The 16,820-nt window shown below is 40.4% G+C and carries 19 protein-coding genes; 2 read left to right on the top strand and 17 right to left on the bottom strand.

The annotated features are described in order from the left end of the window. Positions 1-47: 47 nt before the first annotated feature. The 12 genes from tsf to EDD58_RS13125 all read right to left on the bottom strand — a co-directional run bounded on the left by tsf (position 48) and on the right by EDD58_RS13125 (position 12,511). Positions 48-701 (bottom strand): translation elongation factor Ts, encoded by a 654-nt coding sequence (gene tsf / locus EDD58_RS13175; protein WP_131926326.1) that lies wholly within the window; start codon positions 699-701, stop codon positions 48-50. 219 nt (positions 702-920) lie between these two features. Continuing rightward, positions 921-1,625: a 30S ribosomal protein S2 gene (gene rpsB, locus EDD58_RS13170; protein WP_131926324.1), complete on the bottom strand. Its 705-nt coding sequence runs from the start codon at positions 1,623-1,625 to the stop codon at positions 921-923. A 168-nt stretch (positions 1,626-1,793) separates the two neighbouring features. Further along, a complete protein-coding gene (gene codY / locus EDD58_RS13165; protein WP_131926322.1) occupies positions 1,794-2,573 on the bottom strand; it encodes a GTP-sensing pleiotropic transcriptional regulator CodY in 780 nt (259 codons plus the stop codon). Positions 2,574-2,592: 19 nt separating this feature from the next. After that, entirely contained in the window at positions 2,593-3,999 is a 1,407-nt protein-coding gene (gene hslU / locus EDD58_RS13160; RefSeq protein WP_131926320.1) for an ATP-dependent protease ATPase subunit HslU, read from the bottom strand. Between the two features lies 1 nt (position 4,000). Further along, entirely contained in the window at positions 4,001-4,540 is a 540-nt protein-coding gene (hslV, locus tag EDD58_RS13155) for an ATP-dependent protease subunit HslV (RefSeq protein ID WP_131926318.1), read from the bottom strand. 150 nt (positions 4,541-4,690) lie between these two features. Continuing rightward, positions 4,691-6,004 (bottom strand): FADH(2)-oxidizing methylenetetrahydrofolate--tRNA-(uracil(54)-C(5))-methyltransferase TrmFO, encoded by a 1,314-nt coding sequence (gene trmFO / locus EDD58_RS13150; protein WP_131926316.1) that lies wholly within the window; start codon positions 6,002-6,004, stop codon positions 4,691-4,693. Between the two features lie 20 nt (positions 6,005-6,024). Next, the gene (gene topA / locus EDD58_RS13145; RefSeq protein WP_131926314.1) at positions 6,025-8,097 is read right to left on the bottom strand and encodes a type I DNA topoisomerase; all 2,073 of its coding nucleotides are present in this window, start codon (positions 8,095-8,097) and stop codon (positions 6,025-6,027) included. A gap of 195 nt (positions 8,098-8,292) precedes the next feature. Continuing rightward, positions 8,293-9,393, bottom strand: coding sequence for a DNA-processing protein DprA (dprA, locus tag EDD58_RS13140; protein WP_165875976.1), 1,101 nt, complete (start codon positions 9,391-9,393; stop codon positions 8,293-8,295). 169 nt (positions 9,394-9,562) lie between these two features. Next, complete coding sequence (gene sucD / locus EDD58_RS13135) at positions 9,563-10,465, bottom strand: succinate--CoA ligase subunit alpha (RefSeq protein WP_131926310.1); 903 nt, start codon at positions 10,463-10,465, stop codon at positions 9,563-9,565. Between the two features lie 39 nt (positions 10,466-10,504). Further along, on the bottom strand, positions 10,505-11,665 hold the full coding sequence (gene sucC, locus EDD58_RS13130; protein WP_131926308.1) for an ADP-forming succinate--CoA ligase subunit beta: 1,161 nt from the start codon (positions 11,663-11,665) through the stop codon (positions 10,505-10,507). Between the two features lie 424 nt (positions 11,666-12,089). Beyond that, complete coding sequence (locus EDD58_RS15295; RefSeq protein ID WP_279389115.1) at positions 12,090-12,218, bottom strand: hypothetical protein; 129 nt, start codon at positions 12,216-12,218, stop codon at positions 12,090-12,092. Between the two features lie 98 nt (positions 12,219-12,316). Next, positions 12,317-12,511 (bottom strand): hypothetical protein, encoded by a 195-nt coding sequence (locus tag EDD58_RS13125; protein ID WP_131926306.1) that lies wholly within the window; start codon positions 12,509-12,511, stop codon positions 12,317-12,319. Between the two features lie 160 nt (positions 12,512-12,671). Between EDD58_RS13125 and EDD58_RS13120 the strand changes: the two genes are divergently transcribed. Together EDD58_RS13120 and EDD58_RS13115 are read left to right on the top strand one after the other, a co-directional pair. Next, positions 12,672-13,094 (top strand): hypothetical protein, encoded by a 423-nt coding sequence (locus EDD58_RS13120; RefSeq protein WP_131926304.1) that lies wholly within the window; start codon positions 12,672-12,674, stop codon positions 13,092-13,094. Between the two features lie 17 nt (positions 13,095-13,111). Continuing rightward, positions 13,112-13,588 carry a GNAT family N-acetyltransferase gene (locus EDD58_RS13115; RefSeq protein WP_131926302.1) on the top strand — a complete coding sequence of 159 codons (477 nt, stop codon included), beginning with the start codon at positions 13,112-13,114 and terminating at the stop codon, positions 13,586-13,588. A 25-nt stretch (positions 13,589-13,613) separates the two neighbouring features. On the opposite strand, the gene EDD58_RS13110 is transcribed toward EDD58_RS13115, so the two are convergent. The 5 genes from EDD58_RS13110 to EDD58_RS13090 form a co-directional block, all read right to left on the bottom strand. Beyond that, entirely contained in the window at positions 13,614-13,871 is a 258-nt protein-coding gene (locus tag EDD58_RS13110; RefSeq protein WP_131926300.1) for a hypothetical protein, read from the bottom strand. Between the two features lie 34 nt (positions 13,872-13,905). After that, positions 13,906-14,238: a hypothetical protein gene (locus EDD58_RS13105; RefSeq protein ID WP_131926298.1), complete on the bottom strand. Its 333-nt coding sequence runs from the start codon at positions 14,236-14,238 to the stop codon at positions 13,906-13,908. Between the two features lie 56 nt (positions 14,239-14,294). Further along, complete coding sequence (locus tag EDD58_RS13100) at positions 14,295-14,576, bottom strand: hypothetical protein (protein WP_131926296.1); 282 nt, start codon at positions 14,574-14,576, stop codon at positions 14,295-14,297. Further along, a complete protein-coding gene (locus EDD58_RS13095) occupies positions 14,573-14,911 on the bottom strand; it encodes a hypothetical protein (RefSeq protein WP_131926294.1) in 339 nt (112 codons plus the stop codon). Before EDD58_RS13095 ends, EDD58_RS13100 begins: the two co-directional genes overlap by 4 nt. 289 nt (positions 14,912-15,200) lie before the next feature. Beyond that, on the bottom strand, positions 15,201-16,700 hold the full coding sequence (locus tag EDD58_RS13090; protein ID WP_131926292.1) for a coproporphyrinogen III oxidase: 1,500 nt from the start codon (positions 16,698-16,700) through the stop codon (positions 15,201-15,203). Positions 16,701-16,820 lie beyond the last annotated feature (120 nt).

Raw genomic sequence — 16,820 nt, 5'->3', positions numbered from 1 at the left:
TCTTGCAAAAAAAGGGAACACAAAGTAGTGTTCCCTATATAACTGCCTTACCCTTTGTTAACTTGAGCCATAACTTCTTCAGCAAAGTTATCTTGGCGCTTTTCGATTCCTTCGCCTAGTTCAAAACGTACAAAACGACGAACCGAAATGTTTTCACCAATACGGGCAATTTGTTCTTTAACTAGTTGATCAATTGTTTTATCGCTATCTTTGACAAAATCTTGTTCAAGCAGACAAACCTCTTTGAAGAATTTAGACAAACGTCCTTCAACCATTTTGTCAACAATTTTTTCAGGTTTACCTTCAGCTAAAGCTTGTTGCTTCAAAACTTCACGCTCTCTTTCAACATCTTCAGCTGAAACTTCTTCACGACGAACATATTTAGGGTTCATCGCAGCGATTTGCATAGCAATATCCTTCACAAATGCTTTAAAGTCATCTGTTTTTGCAACAAAGTCGGTCTCGCAGTTAACTTCTACAAGAACTCCGATTCGTCCGCCAGCGTGTATGTAAGATTCAACTAAACCTTCAGCCGCGATCCGTCCTGCTTTTTTCGAAGCACTTGCGATTCCTTTTTCACGTAAGAAGTCGATTGCTTTTTCCATGTCACCATTTGTTTCAGTTAGAGCTTTTTTACAATCCATCATCCCTGCGCCTGTTTTTTCACGTAGCTCTTTAACCATAGCAGCTGTAATTGCCATGAGGATTTCCTCCTTCGTTCTTCAAAGATTCATAGAATAGTATCTACTAAAGAGAATGTTGCATCCATATTGCTCATCATTTGAACTCACTCCCGAAGCAAAATACCCCCAAGTCGTTCGTTTCAACTTTGATGACATGATACATTTAATATATGCAACAAGCTCTTTTAAACAAAAAGGATGGCAGCGAAACGGTGCCACCCTCTTTGTTTATTTCTATTAGGAAGCTGGGTTTTGTTGCTCGCCTTGGCGACCTTCCAAAATAGCTTCAGCAATTTTACCAGTAAACAGACGAACAGCACGAATTGCATCGTCGTTACCTGGAATGATATGATCAATTTCATCTGGATCGCAGTTGGTGTCTACGATAGAGATAATTGGAATGTTTAATTTACGGGCTTCAGCTACAGCGATCCGCTCTTTACGAGGATCAATGATAAACAATGCATCAGGCAACTTTTTCATATGTTTGATGCCGCCCAAGAATTTTTCAAGTTTCTCATGCTCTTTTTTAAGTAGAACAACTTCTTTTTTCGGTAAAACTTCAAATGTGCCATCTTCCTCCATGCGCTCCAACTCATGTAAACGCTCAATACGTTTACGAATGGTTTGGAAGTTGGTCAACGTACCACCTAACCAACGATGGTTTACATAGAACATGTCAGAACGAATAGCTTCTTCTTTAACTGCATCTTGAGCTTGTTTTTTCGTACCTACGAAAAGAACGGTGCCTCCATCAGCAGAAAGATCGCGAACAAAGCTATATGCTTGCTCCATCATTTTCACAGTTTTTTGTAAGTCAATAATATAAATCCCGTTACGCTCCGTAAAAATATACTTGCTCATTTTTGGATTCCAGCGACGGGTTTGGTGTCCAAAGTGAACACCTGCTTCTAACAGTTGTTTCATTGATACGACTGCCATTGAGTATTTCCTCCCTGTGGTTTTATTCCTCCGGCTCAAGGTCATCGAGAGTCAGAAAACCGAAACCATCGGCACCGCCTGCTCACTACCTCGCCGTGTGTGTTTACACCATTGATGACTATACCATAATTATTAAGGACTCCGCAAGTTTTTCCTTTAAAAACCGGCTTAAGGACTTCGCAATTTATATAAAGCAGGAAGAAGGCGATCATTTAAGATCTTAATATAGGTTCCTTTCATTCCCAAAGAGCGGGACTCAATCACCCCTGCACTTTCCAGCTTCCGAAGTGCATTCACAATAACAGAGCGAGTGATTCCAGCTCGATCAGCAACACGACTTGCAACAAGTAACCCTTCATTTCCATCTAATTCTTCAAAAATGTGATCGATCGCTTCCAATTCACTGTACGATAATGAGCCAATCGCCATCTGAACCACCGTGCGATTCCTTGCTTCTTCTTCCGCCTTTTCAGCTTTTTCTCTTAAAATCTCCATCCCTACTACAGTAGCCCCATACTCAGCTAAGATTAGATCATCATCCACGAATTGCCCATGATAACGGGTTAGTAATAGTGTACCCAATCGTTCTCCACCACCAATGATGGGTACAACCGTGGTATAACGATGTTCAACCATGCCTCCAACTTGGTTAGTAAAATTATATTCACTATCCTTGTCCAAATTGGCTGAAGTCTCTTGGATTTGTTTGAGCCATTGATTATATTCATCAGGAACCCGTCTGTCTTTAAATGCGAGATGGATCATTTCGTCATCCATAAACTGCTGAGCAATTCCAAAGCCTAATATCTTTCCTTTTCGGCTGATGACATAAATGTTTGCACCAATCACATTTTGAAGCACTTCCGACATCTCCATAAAGCTGACAGCTTGTCCACCTGTCCGCTGTAGCAAACGATTAATTTGCCTCGCTTTAGATAGGAGATTCACTGTTCATTCTCCTCTCCCATTACAAAATATATTGACTGAGGTCTCGATCTGCCACGATATCAGATAAGCGATTTCTTACATACTCTGGAGTAATAGAGATTTCACCCATTCCAATTTCAGGTGCTTCAAATGATAGCTCCTCAAGCAAACGTTCTAAAATAGTGTGCAGACGACGTGCACCAATATTTTCTGTACCACTATTCACTTGTGCTGCTAAACTAGCAATCTCATGAATGGCTTCGGTTGTAAAAGTAACTTGAATCCCTTCGGTCTCAAGAAGTGCTGTATATTGTTTAATCAGAGCACTTTTCGGTTCGGTTAAAATTCGAACAAAATCCTCTGCTGTTAAATCCTTGAGTTCAACACGAATCGGAAAACGCCCTTGTAGCTCAGGAATCAAGTCAGAAGGCTTAGCAACATGAAAAGCACCAGCAGCAATAAATAAAACATGATCAGTTTTGACTGGACCATATTTCGTAATCACAGTTGACCCTTCGACGATCGGAAGGATATCACGTTGCACACCTTCCCGAGACACATCTGGTCCTTGGCGATCTTTTCCAGCAATTTTATCGATCTCATCTAAAAAGATAATGCCTGATTGTTCCACACGATCAAGAGCATCTTGAGTCACCTGATCCATGTCAATCAGTTTTTGACCTTCCTGCTGTGTTAAGACTTCTCTTGCATCTTTTACAGGTAGACGACGTTTTTTAGTTCGTTTAGGGAGAAATTGCCCAAGCATTTCTTGCATGTTCATGCCCATTTGCTCAGCACCTGTACCAGCAAACATATCAAACATAGAAGCAGATTGCTCTTCTACTTCAATCTCAATGATATGATCTTCTAATTCTCCCTGTTCTAATCGCTCTCTCATGGAACGACGAGCATCCTGAACCTTTATTTTTTCTTGAGAGTCTTGTTGCTGGGTAGCTTGATTCGAATTTTGATTAAACAACAGTTCCAAAGGATTGTTAAATTTACTTTCCGACTTTTTACTTGGTACAAGCAACTCAACAATCCGTTCATTGGCTAATGAACGGGCCTGCTCTTTCACACTTTCCAGTTTTTCTTGTCTGACCATCCGAATCCCGGTTTCTACTAAATCTCGAACCATGGACTCAACATCACGACCTACATAGCCCACTTCAGTAAACTTAGTTGCTTCTAGCTTAATAAATGGCGCCCCTACTAATTTTGCCAAACGGCGAGCGATTTCAGTTTTTCCCACTCCTGTAGGTCCGATCATTAAAATATTTTTAGGAACAATTTCTTCTTTTAGATCTGTGGGGAGTAAACTGCGACGATACCGATTTCGCAAAGCAATCGCTACAGCCCGTTTAGCACTATTTTGTCCGACGATATATTTATCTAGTTCTGAAACAATTTGACGCGGTGTCCATGTCTGTTGGCTCGAATGAGACATCTTAAATCTCCTCCACGATAATTTGACTATTGGTAAATACACAAACTTCACTAGCAATCGTCAGTGCTGCGTGGGCAATCTCTTTCGCAGATAATTGAGGAGCAAACCTTTTCAACGCACGACCTGCTGATAAAGCATAACTTCCCCCAGAACCGATGGCTAGAACATCATCATCAGGCTCAATGACTTCTCCGTTTCCGGAAATCAGTAATATCTGTTCTTTATTTATAACGATCAACATCGCTTCAAGTCGGCGAAGCACTTTATCGGCTCGCCAATCTTTCGCAAGCTCTACCGCAGCTCGAGCTAAGTTTCCATGATATTCTTCTAGCTTAGATTCAAATTTTTCAAATAAAGTAATTGCATCAGCAACAGAGCCTGCAAATCCAGCTAAAACCTGACCTTTGTACAAACGGCGCACTTTTTTCGCTCCATGCTTCATGATCATCTGATTCCCGAAAGTAACTTGACCATCTCCAGCTATTGCACCACTGCCATTATGTCGAATTGCAAAAATAGTTGTTGCGTGAAACGAACCCATCTATTTTCCTCCATCCTAAGATCTATATCAACAAACGGTGCATCTCATAAGAAAACAACAACAGTTCATTTGTGACTGTCGTTTCTCAGAAACTGGGATATTTGCGGGTTTGCACCGTCATACTATCACACCCTTACAGGGTTATCAAGGTTAATTGTCTATATAGACAGAAAAATTCTGAATGTTCTCCAATGCCCGCTGTGCATATTTTTCAGCTCGTTCTTTTTTAGAGCGAATCCGCTCAGGCAGTTCTTCAAGCAAACCAAAATTGGCGTTCATCGGTTGAAAGTGGTCTGGATTTGCTGTCGTTATATAGTGAGCAAGACTGCCAATCGCTGTCGATGATGGAGGTACGACTAATTCCTTATCCAAAACAAGTCGAGCAGCATTTATCCCAGCTATTAATCCTGCCGCCGCCGATTCCACGTACCCTTCTACACCGGTCATCTGCCCCGCAAAAAACAAGTCATCTCGATCACGAAACTGATAAGTAGGTCTTAAAACCTTAGGTGAATTAATAAATGTGTTACGGTGCATCACTCCGTAACGAATAATTTCTGCTTCCTCTAAACCAGGAATCAGCTGAATCACTTCTTTTTGCGCTCCCCACTTCATATGGGTCTGAAAACCTACTAAGTTGAATAAAGTTCCCGCACTATTATCTTGCCGTAATTGAATAACAGCATGGGGACGTTTTCCTGTATGTGGATCTGTAAGTCCTACGGGTTTAAAAGGTCCAAACAGTAATGTTTTTTTCCCCCGTTTAGCCATTACTTCAATCGGCATACAGCCTTCAAAGTAGATCTCCTTCTCAAACTCTTTTAATGGAGCTACTTCAGCTTGAATCAGTGCATCATAAAAACGATCAAACTCTTCCTCTGTCATCGGACAGTTGAGATAAGCCGCTTCCCCTTTATCATAACGGGAAGCCATAAATACTTTATCCATATTAATGCTATCACGCTCAACGATTGGAGCTGCAGCATCGTAAAAATAAAGGTACTCTTCCCCTGTTAGCTCTTTTAATTGAGCTGACAAAGAGGAAGAAGTGAGAGGTCCTGTGGCTATCACTGTTGGACCCTCTGGAATCTCGGTCACTTCCTCTTTCATCACTTCCACTAATGGATGTTCATACAGAGCTCGAGTGATTTCTTCTGAAAATGCTTCACGATCCACGGCAAGGGCTCCTCCAGCAGGAACAGCATGCTGATCTGCACAACGCATAATTAATGAATCAAGCTTCCTCATCTCTTCTTTCAAGATGCCTACTGCATTGGTGAGTGTATTGGCGCGTAGTGAGTTACTACAGACTAACTCGGCAAATTGATCTCCCCGATGTGCTGGTGTCATTTTAACCGGACGCATCTCAATTAACCGTACAGGAACCTCCTGTCTAGCAATTTGCCAAGCAGCTTCACTACCAGCAAGCCCTGCTCCAACAACTGTTACAGGTTGTTTTGCCATCATTTCTCCCCCATCTAAGTCTATGATTTCTCTTCTTGATAATCACACTCGGAACATCGAATCATCGTCATTTTCTTTGTCTTTTTCTCTACCATGACATTTCCACAACGAGGACATGGTCTTGGAACAGGGCGATCCCAAGAGACAAAGTCACAGTCCGGATAACGGTTACAGCCATAAAAAAGCCGCGCCTTTTTACTCTTTCGTTCTACAATTTCCCCTTGCTTACATTTAGGACAAGTAACCCCTGTCGATTTGACAATCGCTTTAGTGTTTCGACATTCCGGAAAAGCAGAGCATGCGAGGAATTTGCCAAAGCGCCCAAACTTATAGACCATGGGACTCGAACATTTCTCACAGATTTCATCTGAAACTTCATCTTTAATCTCCACCTGTTCCATCTCTTTTTCAGCCACTTCAAGACGTGGTTGAAAAGAGCGGTAAAAGCGATCCAATGTTTCAATCCAATTGGCCATTCCTTCTTCCACTTGGTCCAAATCCTCTTCCATATGGACAGTAAATTCCACATTGATCACTTCAGGGAAGAACTGTTCCATTAGTTCCAGGACAATTTCACCTAATTCAGATGGGACAAATCGTTTGTCTTCGAGTAAGACATAACCCCGCTTTTGAATCGTATCCAAGGTAGGTGCATACGTACTGGGTCTGCCGATTCCTTTTTCCTCTAACTCTTTCACTAAACGAGCTTCTGTAAAACGTGGAGGTGGCTGTGTAAAGTGTTGCTTGGGATCGATGGACTTCCTTTTTAACTGTTGTCCAATGGAAAGGGGAGGTAAAAACCCTTCTTCTTCTTTCTTTTTATCATCTGTCCCTTCTACATACACCTTCGTAAAACCAGGGAAGCGAATTTTAGAGCCCGTTGCACGAAATAAAGCCTCTCCGATTCGAATATCAGCCGAAATCATATCCAAAATAGCTGGAGCCATCTGTGAAGCAACAAAACGTTCCCAAATTAATTTATATAAGCGAAGTTGATCCCGAGAAAGTACACTTTTCATCTCACTGGGAGTACGGAGGACTGAGGTAGGACGAATCGCTTCGTGTGCATCTTGGGCTCCAGCTTTTTTCTTATGGATGCGAGGTGTTGCGGGAATGTATGACTTACCATACATCTGTTCAATGTAAGCTTTCGCTTCTCGTTGAGCTGTTTCGGAAATGCGAGTAGAGTCGGTTCGCATGTAGGTAATAAGTCCCACATTTCCTTCCTTTCCAATGTTCACACCTTCATACAATTGTTGAGCGATCGCCATCGTTTTTTGTGCTCGAAAGTTAAGCTTGCGAGCAGCTTCTTGCTGTAATGTACTTGTGATAAAAGGAAGCGCCGGATTTTTTTTACGCTGACTCTCTTTGACCTCTTCTATCACAAAACGCTTACCTTTAATATGACTTAATAATTGCTCTACTTCTTCTTTCGATTTTAGTTCTACCTTCTTCTTTCCATAGCCATAAAACTTAGCCGCAAACTCTTTTTCGTCACTGAGTAAAATAGCCGTGACGGTCCAGTACTCTTCAGGCTTAAATTGGCGAATTTCTTTTTCACGATCAATAACTATTTTTAATGCCACTGATTGTACTCGACCCGCAGACAAACCCTTTTTTACCTTTTTCCATAAAATCGGACTAATTCCATAACCAACTAAGCGATCTAAAATTCGTCTCGCTTGTTGTGCATTAACCAAATCCATATCGATCTTACGTGGTTCTTTAAAGGCATCTTTCACTGCTTGTTTCGTAATTTCATTAAAAACCACCCGACAATCTTCATTTAAGTCGATATCCAAGCTGTTCGCTAAATGCCAAGCAATCGCTTCCCCTTCACGATCAGGGTCCGCAGCTAAGTAAACTCGCTTTACTTTTTTCTTGGCATCTCGGAGTTGCTTTAAGACATCTCCTTTTCCTCGAACAGTGATATACTTCGGTTCAAAATGATTATCGACATTCACACCTAATTGACTTTTTGGTAAATCCCGCACGTGACCCATCGAGGCTTTAACAATAAATTTTTTCCCCAAATACTTACTGATGGTTTTGGCTTTGGCGGGGGATTCGACAATCACTAACGAATCAGCCATTTATAGGCCCTCCCCTCAAAGATTGGTAAGCCGTCCCTTTCATTTCGACCTTGCCTTTATTCTGTCGATCCATGATTCTTGCACTTGCATTTGTTACAATACCAAAATTTGTATACGCTCAGCAACTATCAATGAGAAGTCCATTTCAAAGGATCACCCTCATTGAAAAAATCCATACTTTTAGAAATGAAATAATTACTTTCTGATAACTTGAGCACCAGGTAGTTGTGAAATCTTTTGTTTGATCTCTAATAAACATAAAGCTTGATGCATTTCGCTTAGAGTCATTTTTTCTTTTAATTGTTCCATCAGCTGATCAATCAACATTGGTTCCAACGGAATTAAGTTTAAAACATCCTGCTCCTGAGTCGTCAAGTTCTCCTCGTGAGAAGAATCAGATGAATCCTTGACCGGCAAAAGAGGTTTTATATGTATAAACTCATCGAAAACATCTTGTGCTGTAACCACACATTTAGCGCCCTGTTGAATCAGCTTTAGAGCACCAATACTTTGCTTTGAAGAGATCGGTCCAGGCACAGCAAAAACGTCTCGACCTTGTTCCATACTATAATCCGCAGTGATCAACGAGCCTGATTTTTCTGCCGCTTCTACCACAATCGTTCCCAAACTAAGACCACTGATAATTCGATTTCTTTGCGGAAAAAGACCTGGGTGTGGCCGAGTTCCAGGTGGCATTTCAGAAACAACAACTCCCTTTTGAACGATCTCTTGATATAAAGAACGATGACTTTTGGGATAAATCACATCTACTCCAGTAGCTAGTACAGCAACCGTTTTACCACCCGATTCTAACACACTTCGATGAGCTTCACCATCAATGCCACTCGCCATCCCACTTACGACAGTCCATTCTTGTTCAACAAGCTGTTCTGATAACATCCTAGCTATTTTTTTCCCATAAGGAGTCGGTTTTCGAGTCCCCACCATCGCCAGTGAATAACAACTTAGTAAAGAAGAATCACCTTTAAGATAGAGAATCCATGGTGGCTGTGATATTTCTTTTAACCATGAAGGATACATTTCATGCCATGGAGTGATTGCTTGAATTTTTCTTCGTTGCAACTCTTCCTCTACTTGTCTAATAAAAGAAAGAGTCCATTTCTCTTTGATACGATCTAATAGTGGTTGCGGAATACGACGATGCTTTAATTCAGTGATTAGTGAAGGGGTTAAGGGTCTACCTAGATCCCAGCCAGCATCAAACATTTTTTGAATGGTATGCCATCCTACCCCTGTAATCTGATGTAGAGCAATTAACGAAGAGATCTCATTCAATCGCCTGGCTCCTCTCCTTGAAATTGGATATAATCTAATTTTTACCATAATAATATCAACTTTCAAGGAATTTTATTCAAGCCTTAGATTGAATGTGGTTTTAAAGGGGATTTCAGAAGACAATACAAAAATGAAGGGCACCTGATTAAGGCCCCTTCACTTTACTTAATTATTTAATCGTACATGCTTCAAGTAAGCCTTTTTCTTCTAACACACGAACGAGCGTTTCGCCAATATCAGCTGGTGTTGGAGCAACAGCTACTCCACAACGTTCCAATGTAGCAATTTTTTCAGCCGCAGTTCCTTTTCCACCAGAGATGATCGCTCCAGCATGGCCCATACGTTTTCCTGGAGGTGCCGTTTGCCCACCAATAAATCCTACAACTGGCTTAGTCATGTTGGCTTGAATCCATTCTGCTGCTTCTTCTTCAGCCGTTCCACCAATTTCACCGATCATAATGACAGCTTTGGTTTCTGGATCTTCTTCAAAAGCTTTCAGACAATCGATAAAGTCGGTTCCATTGACTGGGTCTCCACCAATTCCAACCGCTGAAGTTTGACCAATGTTACGAGTCGTTAATTGATGTACAGCTTCATAAGTTAAGGTTCCACTACGAGAAACGATTCCCACATGCCCTTTCATATGAATATAACCAGGCATAATACCAATTTTACACTCATCAGGAGAAATGACTCCTGGGCAGTTAGGTCCGATTAATCGGGTTTTCTTTCCTTCCATGTAACGCTTTACTTTCACCATGTCTAGTACTGGAATTCCTTCTGTGATACAAACAACTAGATCTAGTTCTGCGTCGACAGCTTCCATAATTGCATCTGCAGCAAAAGCTGGTGGCACATAAATAACTGAAGCATTTGCACCTGTTGCTTCTTTGGCTTGGGAAACAGTGTCAAAAACAGGAATCCCTTCGATTTCCGTACCACCTTTACCTGGTGTTACCCCAGCCACTACTTGAGTTCCATATTCAATCGCTTGTTTGGTGTGGAAGAGTCCTGTAGCACCTGTAATCCCTTGTGTGATTACTTTCGTATCTTTGTTTACAAAAACACTCACCTAAAACCCACCTTTCTCAAATCGTCGTCGTGGTTCCGATTACTTCACAAGTTCTACGATTTTTTGTGCACCGTCTGCCATTGAGTCAGCAGGTACAATGTCTAGCCCTGATTCTCTTAAGATTTTCTTACCCAATTCAACGTTGGTTCCTTCTAGACGAACGACCAATGGCTGTTCTAAACCAATTTGTTTAGCTGCTTCTACAACACCAGTAGCAATGACATCACACTTCATAATGCCACCAAAAATATTGACAAAGATTCCTTTTACTTGTGGATCAGAAAGAATGATTTTAAATGCTTCTCTCACTTTTTCGGCTGTTGCACCGCCACCTACATCCAAGAAGTTAGCAGGCTCACCATTATAATGTTTGATGATATCCATCGTTGCCATGGCCAATCCAGCACCATTCACCATACAACCAATGTTGCCATCTAGTGCAATATAGTTCAGATCATATTTGGATGCTTCAATCTCTCTTGGATCTTCTTCATCCAAGTCACGTAACTCTTGAATATCTTTATGACGATATAAAGCATTGGAATCAAAGTTCAACTTTGCATCTAGAGCCATGACTCGACCATCGGTAGTTGTGATCAATGGGTTAATCTCTGCAAGAGAACCATCTTTATCTACAAATGCTTGGTAGAGTCCTAACATAAATTTGACAGCTTGATTCACTTTATCTTTTGGAATTGAAATGTTGTAAGCGAGACGACGTGCTTGGAAAGGCATCATCCCTACAGCTGGGTCAATCACTTCTTTGAAGATTTTTTCAGGAGTTTTAGCTGCTACTTCTTCAATTTCGGTTCCGCCTTCTTCAGAACCCATCATAACTACACTGTTGGTGCTACGATCAATGACAACGCCGATATAATATTCTTTCTCAATCGGACATCCCTCTTCGATCAGAAGACGTTTTATTTCTTGTCCTTCAGGTCCCGTTTGATGGGTCACTAAAGTTTTTCCTAACAATTCTGTAGCATAATCTTTCACTTCATCCAAACTGCGAGCCAATTTCACCCCGCCAGCTTTTCCACGTCCACCTGCATGAATTTGTGCTTTGACTACCCAAAAGTCTCCACCCAATTGTTTAGCTGCTTCAACAGCCTCATCTGGTGAAAACGCTACATGTCCATTTGGAACGACTACACCGTATTTTTTCAGGATCTGTTTCCCTTGATACTCATGTACGTTCATTTCCGATCCCCCAATCCTTTACAATTACGAGCTTAAAGTTCTTTTCAGACAAATAGGGTACCCTGAAATCATTGAATCAAACGTTTTCAAAAGTTCCCTCATGCTCGTTGATCATAGAAAAGAAGCCAAATATGAAAATATGTATCCCATGTATTCTCTTAATCAGTAGCCTTGTTGTACCATCTCTGTGAATCGCCTTACCACTCACTCCTGTAGCGAATCTGCGCCAAAGTCGTTCATTTCAAAAGCGATTCGCTATTGGATCAACAAGCTTAACTAGTTCACAGAGCATCACATGGATTTGGATTTGGCCCTTTTGCAAGTATAGCTTAGAGCAAGATGTTTGCCAACTGTTCAGCCTATGAAACTCCACACTTTGACGTTAAAAAGGAGGTTCGGTTTCCCGACCCCCTTTTTCTGAAAGTTACATAAAAAGAGTAGCAACTGTAGCTGCAGCAAAAATACCCATGAGCACAACTACCCCAACACCACTAGCTACAATGAAATCAATGAATTCATTTTCTTTGTTTTCACCTTGAACTTGAGATTTCATGTGCTGTTCCCTCCTTGCAACGCGACTATAAACAGAGTTAAACAAACCCTATTCAAACAGTTCAAGTATAGCATGCTTTCTTCAAAACCAAAAACCATTTATTCGGCCGCCAAAATCTGATGACGATCAAACCAACGAGGGGCTTGTCGCAAATAACAATAGGCTTTTACTTTTTCCTCATTCATACTGAAAATCTTGATCCAACGCTGGGTAATTTGGTTATTCTGATTAAGATAGATGATCTTTACTCTTCTTCCAGACACATTAGCTCGTCTTAAGACTAAATCTACCATATCTCATCACCCTTGACACAGGAACGTTTGTTCTTATTATATCTCTATATCCATATGACGAGAACTGGTATCTATAGGAACAGAACTATGATGACAATCAAAAAATAATGATTTAGAAGAACTCTTACTTTTTGCTATACTGGTGAACAGGAGGGGAAAAATGAACATACAATTTCAAACACCTCATCAATATTTATTTATCCACCAAAATGTCAAACATCTTCTACTTTTATGGAAAAAGGAGCGGAAGCGCGATTTATATCTCGTGGAAGAGGAGAACGACCAATACAATCTTAGTTATCCAGGGGAAACCTATGTGGAAACAGTATTAGAACAAATTGAACCCATTCTTCTTCAACATCTAGAAACTGAAGAAGAAACTTTTACAGCGATCCTTGGAGCTACATTCCATTATCAAGATAAGCTGATCGCTTTGTATTATCACCCAACTTTTCCAGATGAGCAGCTCTACTTTTTTGAAATTCAAGGGGAGACACTGATCGATCTTTCTGATGAAGAATTTCCTCTTGTTTTACATACCTTTGCCACTGAATTTCCTGAGTATTTCTCATCTAAAGCTTAACTGAGAAGGAGACTCTTATGCTCTTACGAAATATCACAGAAGATGATTATGAATCTATTCTTTCGGTTCTCAATGAGTGGTGGAATGGAAGATCGATGACTCACCTTCTCCCTCGCTTGTTTTTTAGTCACTTTCAAAATACTTCTTGGGTGATTGAAGAGAACAGGAGGATTATCGGTTTTTTAATCGGTTTCCTATCGCAATCAAAAATAGGTGAAGCATATATCCATTTTGTTGGAGTAGACCCTACCTATCGGTACCAAGGGATCGCCAAACGTTTATATCTTCATTTTTTTGAAACCGTACAAAATCAAGGATGTCATACAGTTCGTTGTATCACTTCACCAGTCAATAAAGATTCCATTGCTTACCATACCAAAATGGGATTCCAAATGGAAAAGAGTACAATCATTGAAAATGGAATACCGATCTTTCCTAATTATGATGGTAAAGGAGATCCTCGAGTTTGTTTTGTAAAGAAGCTTTCTGAATGACAACAAAAAAAGGGCCAGATGGCCCTTAAAGAGTATTGGTTGTGGAGTTGCCATGGCTGCGGTTGTTTGCTGTTGCATCGCCAAGGTTAATTGGGATTTGGATTGGGATGTTGATTAAACCACTGTTTGCTCCCATCCGTGGTGCATTGTTTACAATCGCTTCCGCACCAACGCTGAGTCTACGAACGCGTCTAAATACACGTCTCATATGGTGATGATGTCTGTGGTGGTGGTGATGTCTACGGTGTTTACGACGCTTATGGTGATGTCTCCATTCACACATTCTGCTTCACCTCCTTTCAATGCATTAACCCATACTATTTAGACTCTTCTTTATCTTTTATTTTTTTTTGTTGCTCTTCGACTGCTTCTGTCATCACATTGACCAATTGAGGTGCAACAGATTTTGTTCCTGACTCGATGATGGTTCCTACTACTCCACCTAAGCCATTAATCATTCCAAGAAAACCGGTGGATACACCTTGGAAAATTCCTGTCACCACATGGGGCACACTATTTAACAATGTTGTTAATTGATCCACCCCGCTACTTTCCGCTTTAGCCATGTGTATTTCTTCTTGCTTACTCAGTTCTTCTCGAATCAAAGACTTTATAAATTCCAATTCCTCTGGAGTTACCCGAACTCCCATCTTTTCACCTCCTTTCACTGAGTCCTGTGAATGAGAGGTACATTCCTTTGTATCTCCTAAAGAGTATTGGTTAAAGAATTTTCATTACTTTTATTCAGACTGGTAGAGTCACCTAAGTTAATAGGTATTTGGACAATAATATTAACTAATCCACTACTAGCACCGATCCTTGCACCGTTTTGTATCGAAGCTTGAACCGTTTCCTTTTCTTTTTCTACCAAATGTTTGACATAGACCCGAATCCAATAAAGCAACTCTCGATTAGCATTTTGCTTCTTTTGTCGTTTTCTAGCTATTTTTTTTAGAGGTCTATGTCTGTTTGAGATCCTTCTTTTCAAACAGTTCGCCTCCTTTTTCGACGAGGGGTTTGCAATTTTCGAAGCTTTCGTCTTCGTTTCGTCCTCCTCTCACTGGCAACTACTTTTGGTAATTCTTCTGCTTGCTCCAGGGAGGCTGTTTGAGATTCCATGCTTTCTTTAATTGCCTGAACCATCTTCTGTTTACTTCCTGGCTTCAGTTTTTCCATCATTTCGATAACAGGGGCAAACGTTTGATTAGCTCTCTTCTCATCATCTAAAAGTCCCAAAAGGGAATCATATATTTTAAGTTTGATCTGTTCTTCTAATTGTTTAGATACTTCCTTCAATTCTTCGGGTTTCATATTTTTATCCATTTCTTATACCTCCCTGTGATTGAATCCTGATACTCTATTTATATTTTTTTGAGAAAAGAAGGTGTGGACTTCAGATAAATTTAGATTCTTTATTTCTAATCTCCGATTCTTCTTCGACTTTTATATACTTCAATATATGAACCTTCTAGCAAAAAGTTCTAGGTTCAAAGGAATTTGGTTATTTATAACTCTAGTAAACGTTTCAATAAGCATTCTAACGGTAAAAATTAAAAAACTAGTTCGTGGAGAGGAACTAGTTTTTTTGAGAACATTGAAAGGCACGAACTCTTTAAGAAAGACTTGTAAAGCCAAAAGCTAGGTTTAGTTCTTTTATTTTTTCGTTAATATGATGTTGATACGTCTGAATATAAGCCTGTGGTTCCTTTGGATTTGGCCAACGCTTAAAACCACCAGTGATCGGCGAGATGATTTTGCTAACAGCCCCACATCCTAGGCCTATAATGGACTGCCGCTCTTCCATAATGAGAATATTGTATAAGCTTTCTTCACCTGGCAAAGCATAACCTACATTTTCTTGATTACCAAGAATATTTTTTTGACGATAAAGATAATAAGGAACATAGTTCATTTTCTTGGCCCATTCTCGAGCCATTCTTACCATTTGAGCTGTTTCAGTTCGATCAGAAACCTTAAATCGATCTTTCTGCTGACTCATTAAAGAACCCCTTTTGAAGGAAAGTGTATGAACAGTCAGTGACTCAGGACGTAGCTGTTCCATCATATCTAGAGACTGACTGAATTCATCTACTCCTTCATTGGGGAGGCCTATAATTAAATCCATATTGATATTATGCAAGCCCATTTGGCGAGCCAATCGATAGGTTTCTAATGTTTCTTTTACTGTATGATGCCGACCAATCAACTTTAATGTTTCTTCTTTAAAACTTTGTGGATTAATACTGATCCGATCGACTCCCCAGGCTCGAAGCAATTGGAGTTTCGCTTCATCTAATGTATCAGGTCTTCCCGCTTCAACCGTTAATTCTCTGACCTGATTCCAAGATGAAATCGATGCCTTGAGCTGAACAAATAAAGCTTCCATCTGCTTCACTGAAATGGATGTAGGAGTACCACCACCTAAATAAATGGTAGTGACAGGGATTTGGTGTTGATCTAACCAAGAGCCAATCGCAGCAATCTCTTCATGTAAACCGGTGAGAAATTGCTCGACAGATCCCGTTCGACCTTGAATCGCATAAGCTGGGAACGTGCAATAAGCACATTTGGTAGGGCAAAAGGGAATACCAATATAGAGGCTCACTTCTCGATCAAGATGATATAAATCGGGTAACGCAGTCATTTGTCTTTGCACAATTTCATGGAGCAATTCTATTTTATCGGGCAACACTTTATAATGATGAACAAAAGTCTGTTTTACTTCTTCTTGAGTCTTTCCTTCTAACAATAACCGATGAACCAACTTAGTAGGTCGAATTCCCGTTAAAATCCCCCATGGTTGTACAATTCCAGTTAAATCTTGAAAAAGTTGCAGACAAGCATGCTTAACTGTACGCTTCAACATCTTTTTCTCAGAAATTCCTTGTTCTACATTTCGTTCGTCTGTAGCTTTCCATACCCCTCCACTACATCGATCCGTAAAAGTCACCTCTACACGAATCGGATTACCTTTTGTCACCTCTACATGCAAATATATATCGGTTTCACTCACTTCTTTGGTCACTTTGACGTCCTCAAAAAAGAGACCCACAATATGTTCAATATCTCGAAAATAATCAGGAGAAATTCCTGTCACTTGTATCTTTTTCATTCATCACCGTATCACCAGAAATGTGACACGTTCTCCCTTCTCCTATATAGCTAGGTATCATTCTTCCATTGATATATGGATGCACCAGATTTTACTTTTCACAGTCTATGACACCTGATC

Source organism: Hazenella coriacea (assembly GCF_004341825.1).
Classification (GTDB): Bacteria; Bacillota; Bacilli; order Thermoactinomycetales; family Thermoactinomycetaceae; genus Hazenella; species Hazenella coriacea.
Note: the sequence above shows the minus strand (reverse complement) of the source record. Positions and strands in the feature narration are given on the sequence as shown.

What these genes read in the sequence shown, in the direction of transcription:
- EDD58_RS13105 (WP_131926298.1), bottom strand. Translation starts at nt 14,238, where the DNA reads ATGGGAGTTCGGGTAACTCCAGAGGAATTGGAATTTATAAAGTCTTTG.
- EDD58_RS13090 (WP_131926292.1), bottom strand. Translation starts at nt 16,700, where the DNA reads ATGAAAAAGATACAAGTGACAGGAATTTCTCCTGATTATTTTCGAGAT.
- hslU (WP_131926320.1), bottom strand. Translation starts at nt 3,999, where the DNA reads ATGTCTCATTCGAGCCAACAGACATGGACACCGCGTCAAATTGTTTCA.
- EDD58_RS13120 (WP_131926304.1), top strand. Translation starts at nt 12,672, where the DNA reads ATGAACATACAATTTCAAACACCTCATCAATATTTATTTATCCACCAA.
- EDD58_RS13095 (WP_131926294.1), bottom strand. Translation starts at nt 14,911, where the DNA reads ATGGATAAAAATATGAAACCCGAAGAATTGAAGGAAGTATCTAAACAA.
- trmFO (WP_131926316.1), bottom strand. Translation starts at nt 6,004, where the DNA reads ATGGCAAAACAACCTGTAACAGTTGTTGGAGCAGGGCTTGCTGGTAGT.
- rpsB (WP_131926324.1), bottom strand. Translation starts at nt 1,625, where the DNA reads ATGGCAGTCGTATCAATGAAACAACTGTTAGAAGCAGGTGTTCACTTT.
- tsf (WP_131926326.1), bottom strand. Translation starts at nt 701, where the DNA reads ATGGCAATTACAGCTGCTATGGTTAAAGAGCTACGTGAAAAAACAGGC.
- EDD58_RS13110 (WP_131926300.1), bottom strand. Translation starts at nt 13,871, where the DNA reads ATGTGTGAATGGAGACATCACCATAAGCGTCGTAAACACCGTAGACAT.
- EDD58_RS13115 (WP_131926302.1), top strand. Translation starts at nt 13,112, where the DNA reads ATGCTCTTACGAAATATCACAGAAGATGATTATGAATCTATTCTTTCG.
- topA (WP_131926314.1), bottom strand. Translation starts at nt 8,097, where the DNA reads ATGGCTGATTCGTTAGTGATTGTCGAATCCCCCGCCAAAGCCAAAACC.
- hslV (WP_131926318.1), bottom strand. Translation starts at nt 4,540, where the DNA reads ATGGGTTCGTTTCACGCAACAACTATTTTTGCAATTCGACATAATGGC.
- EDD58_RS13125 (WP_131926306.1), bottom strand. Translation starts at nt 12,511, where the DNA reads ATGGTAGATTTAGTCTTAAGACGAGCTAATGTGTCTGGAAGAAGAGTA.
- EDD58_RS15295 (WP_279389115.1), bottom strand. Translation starts at nt 12,218, where the DNA reads ATGAAATCTCAAGTTCAAGGTGAAAACAAAGAAAATGAATTCATTGAT.
- sucC (WP_131926308.1), bottom strand. Translation starts at nt 11,665, where the DNA reads ATGAACGTACATGAGTATCAAGGGAAACAGATCCTGAAAAAATACGGT.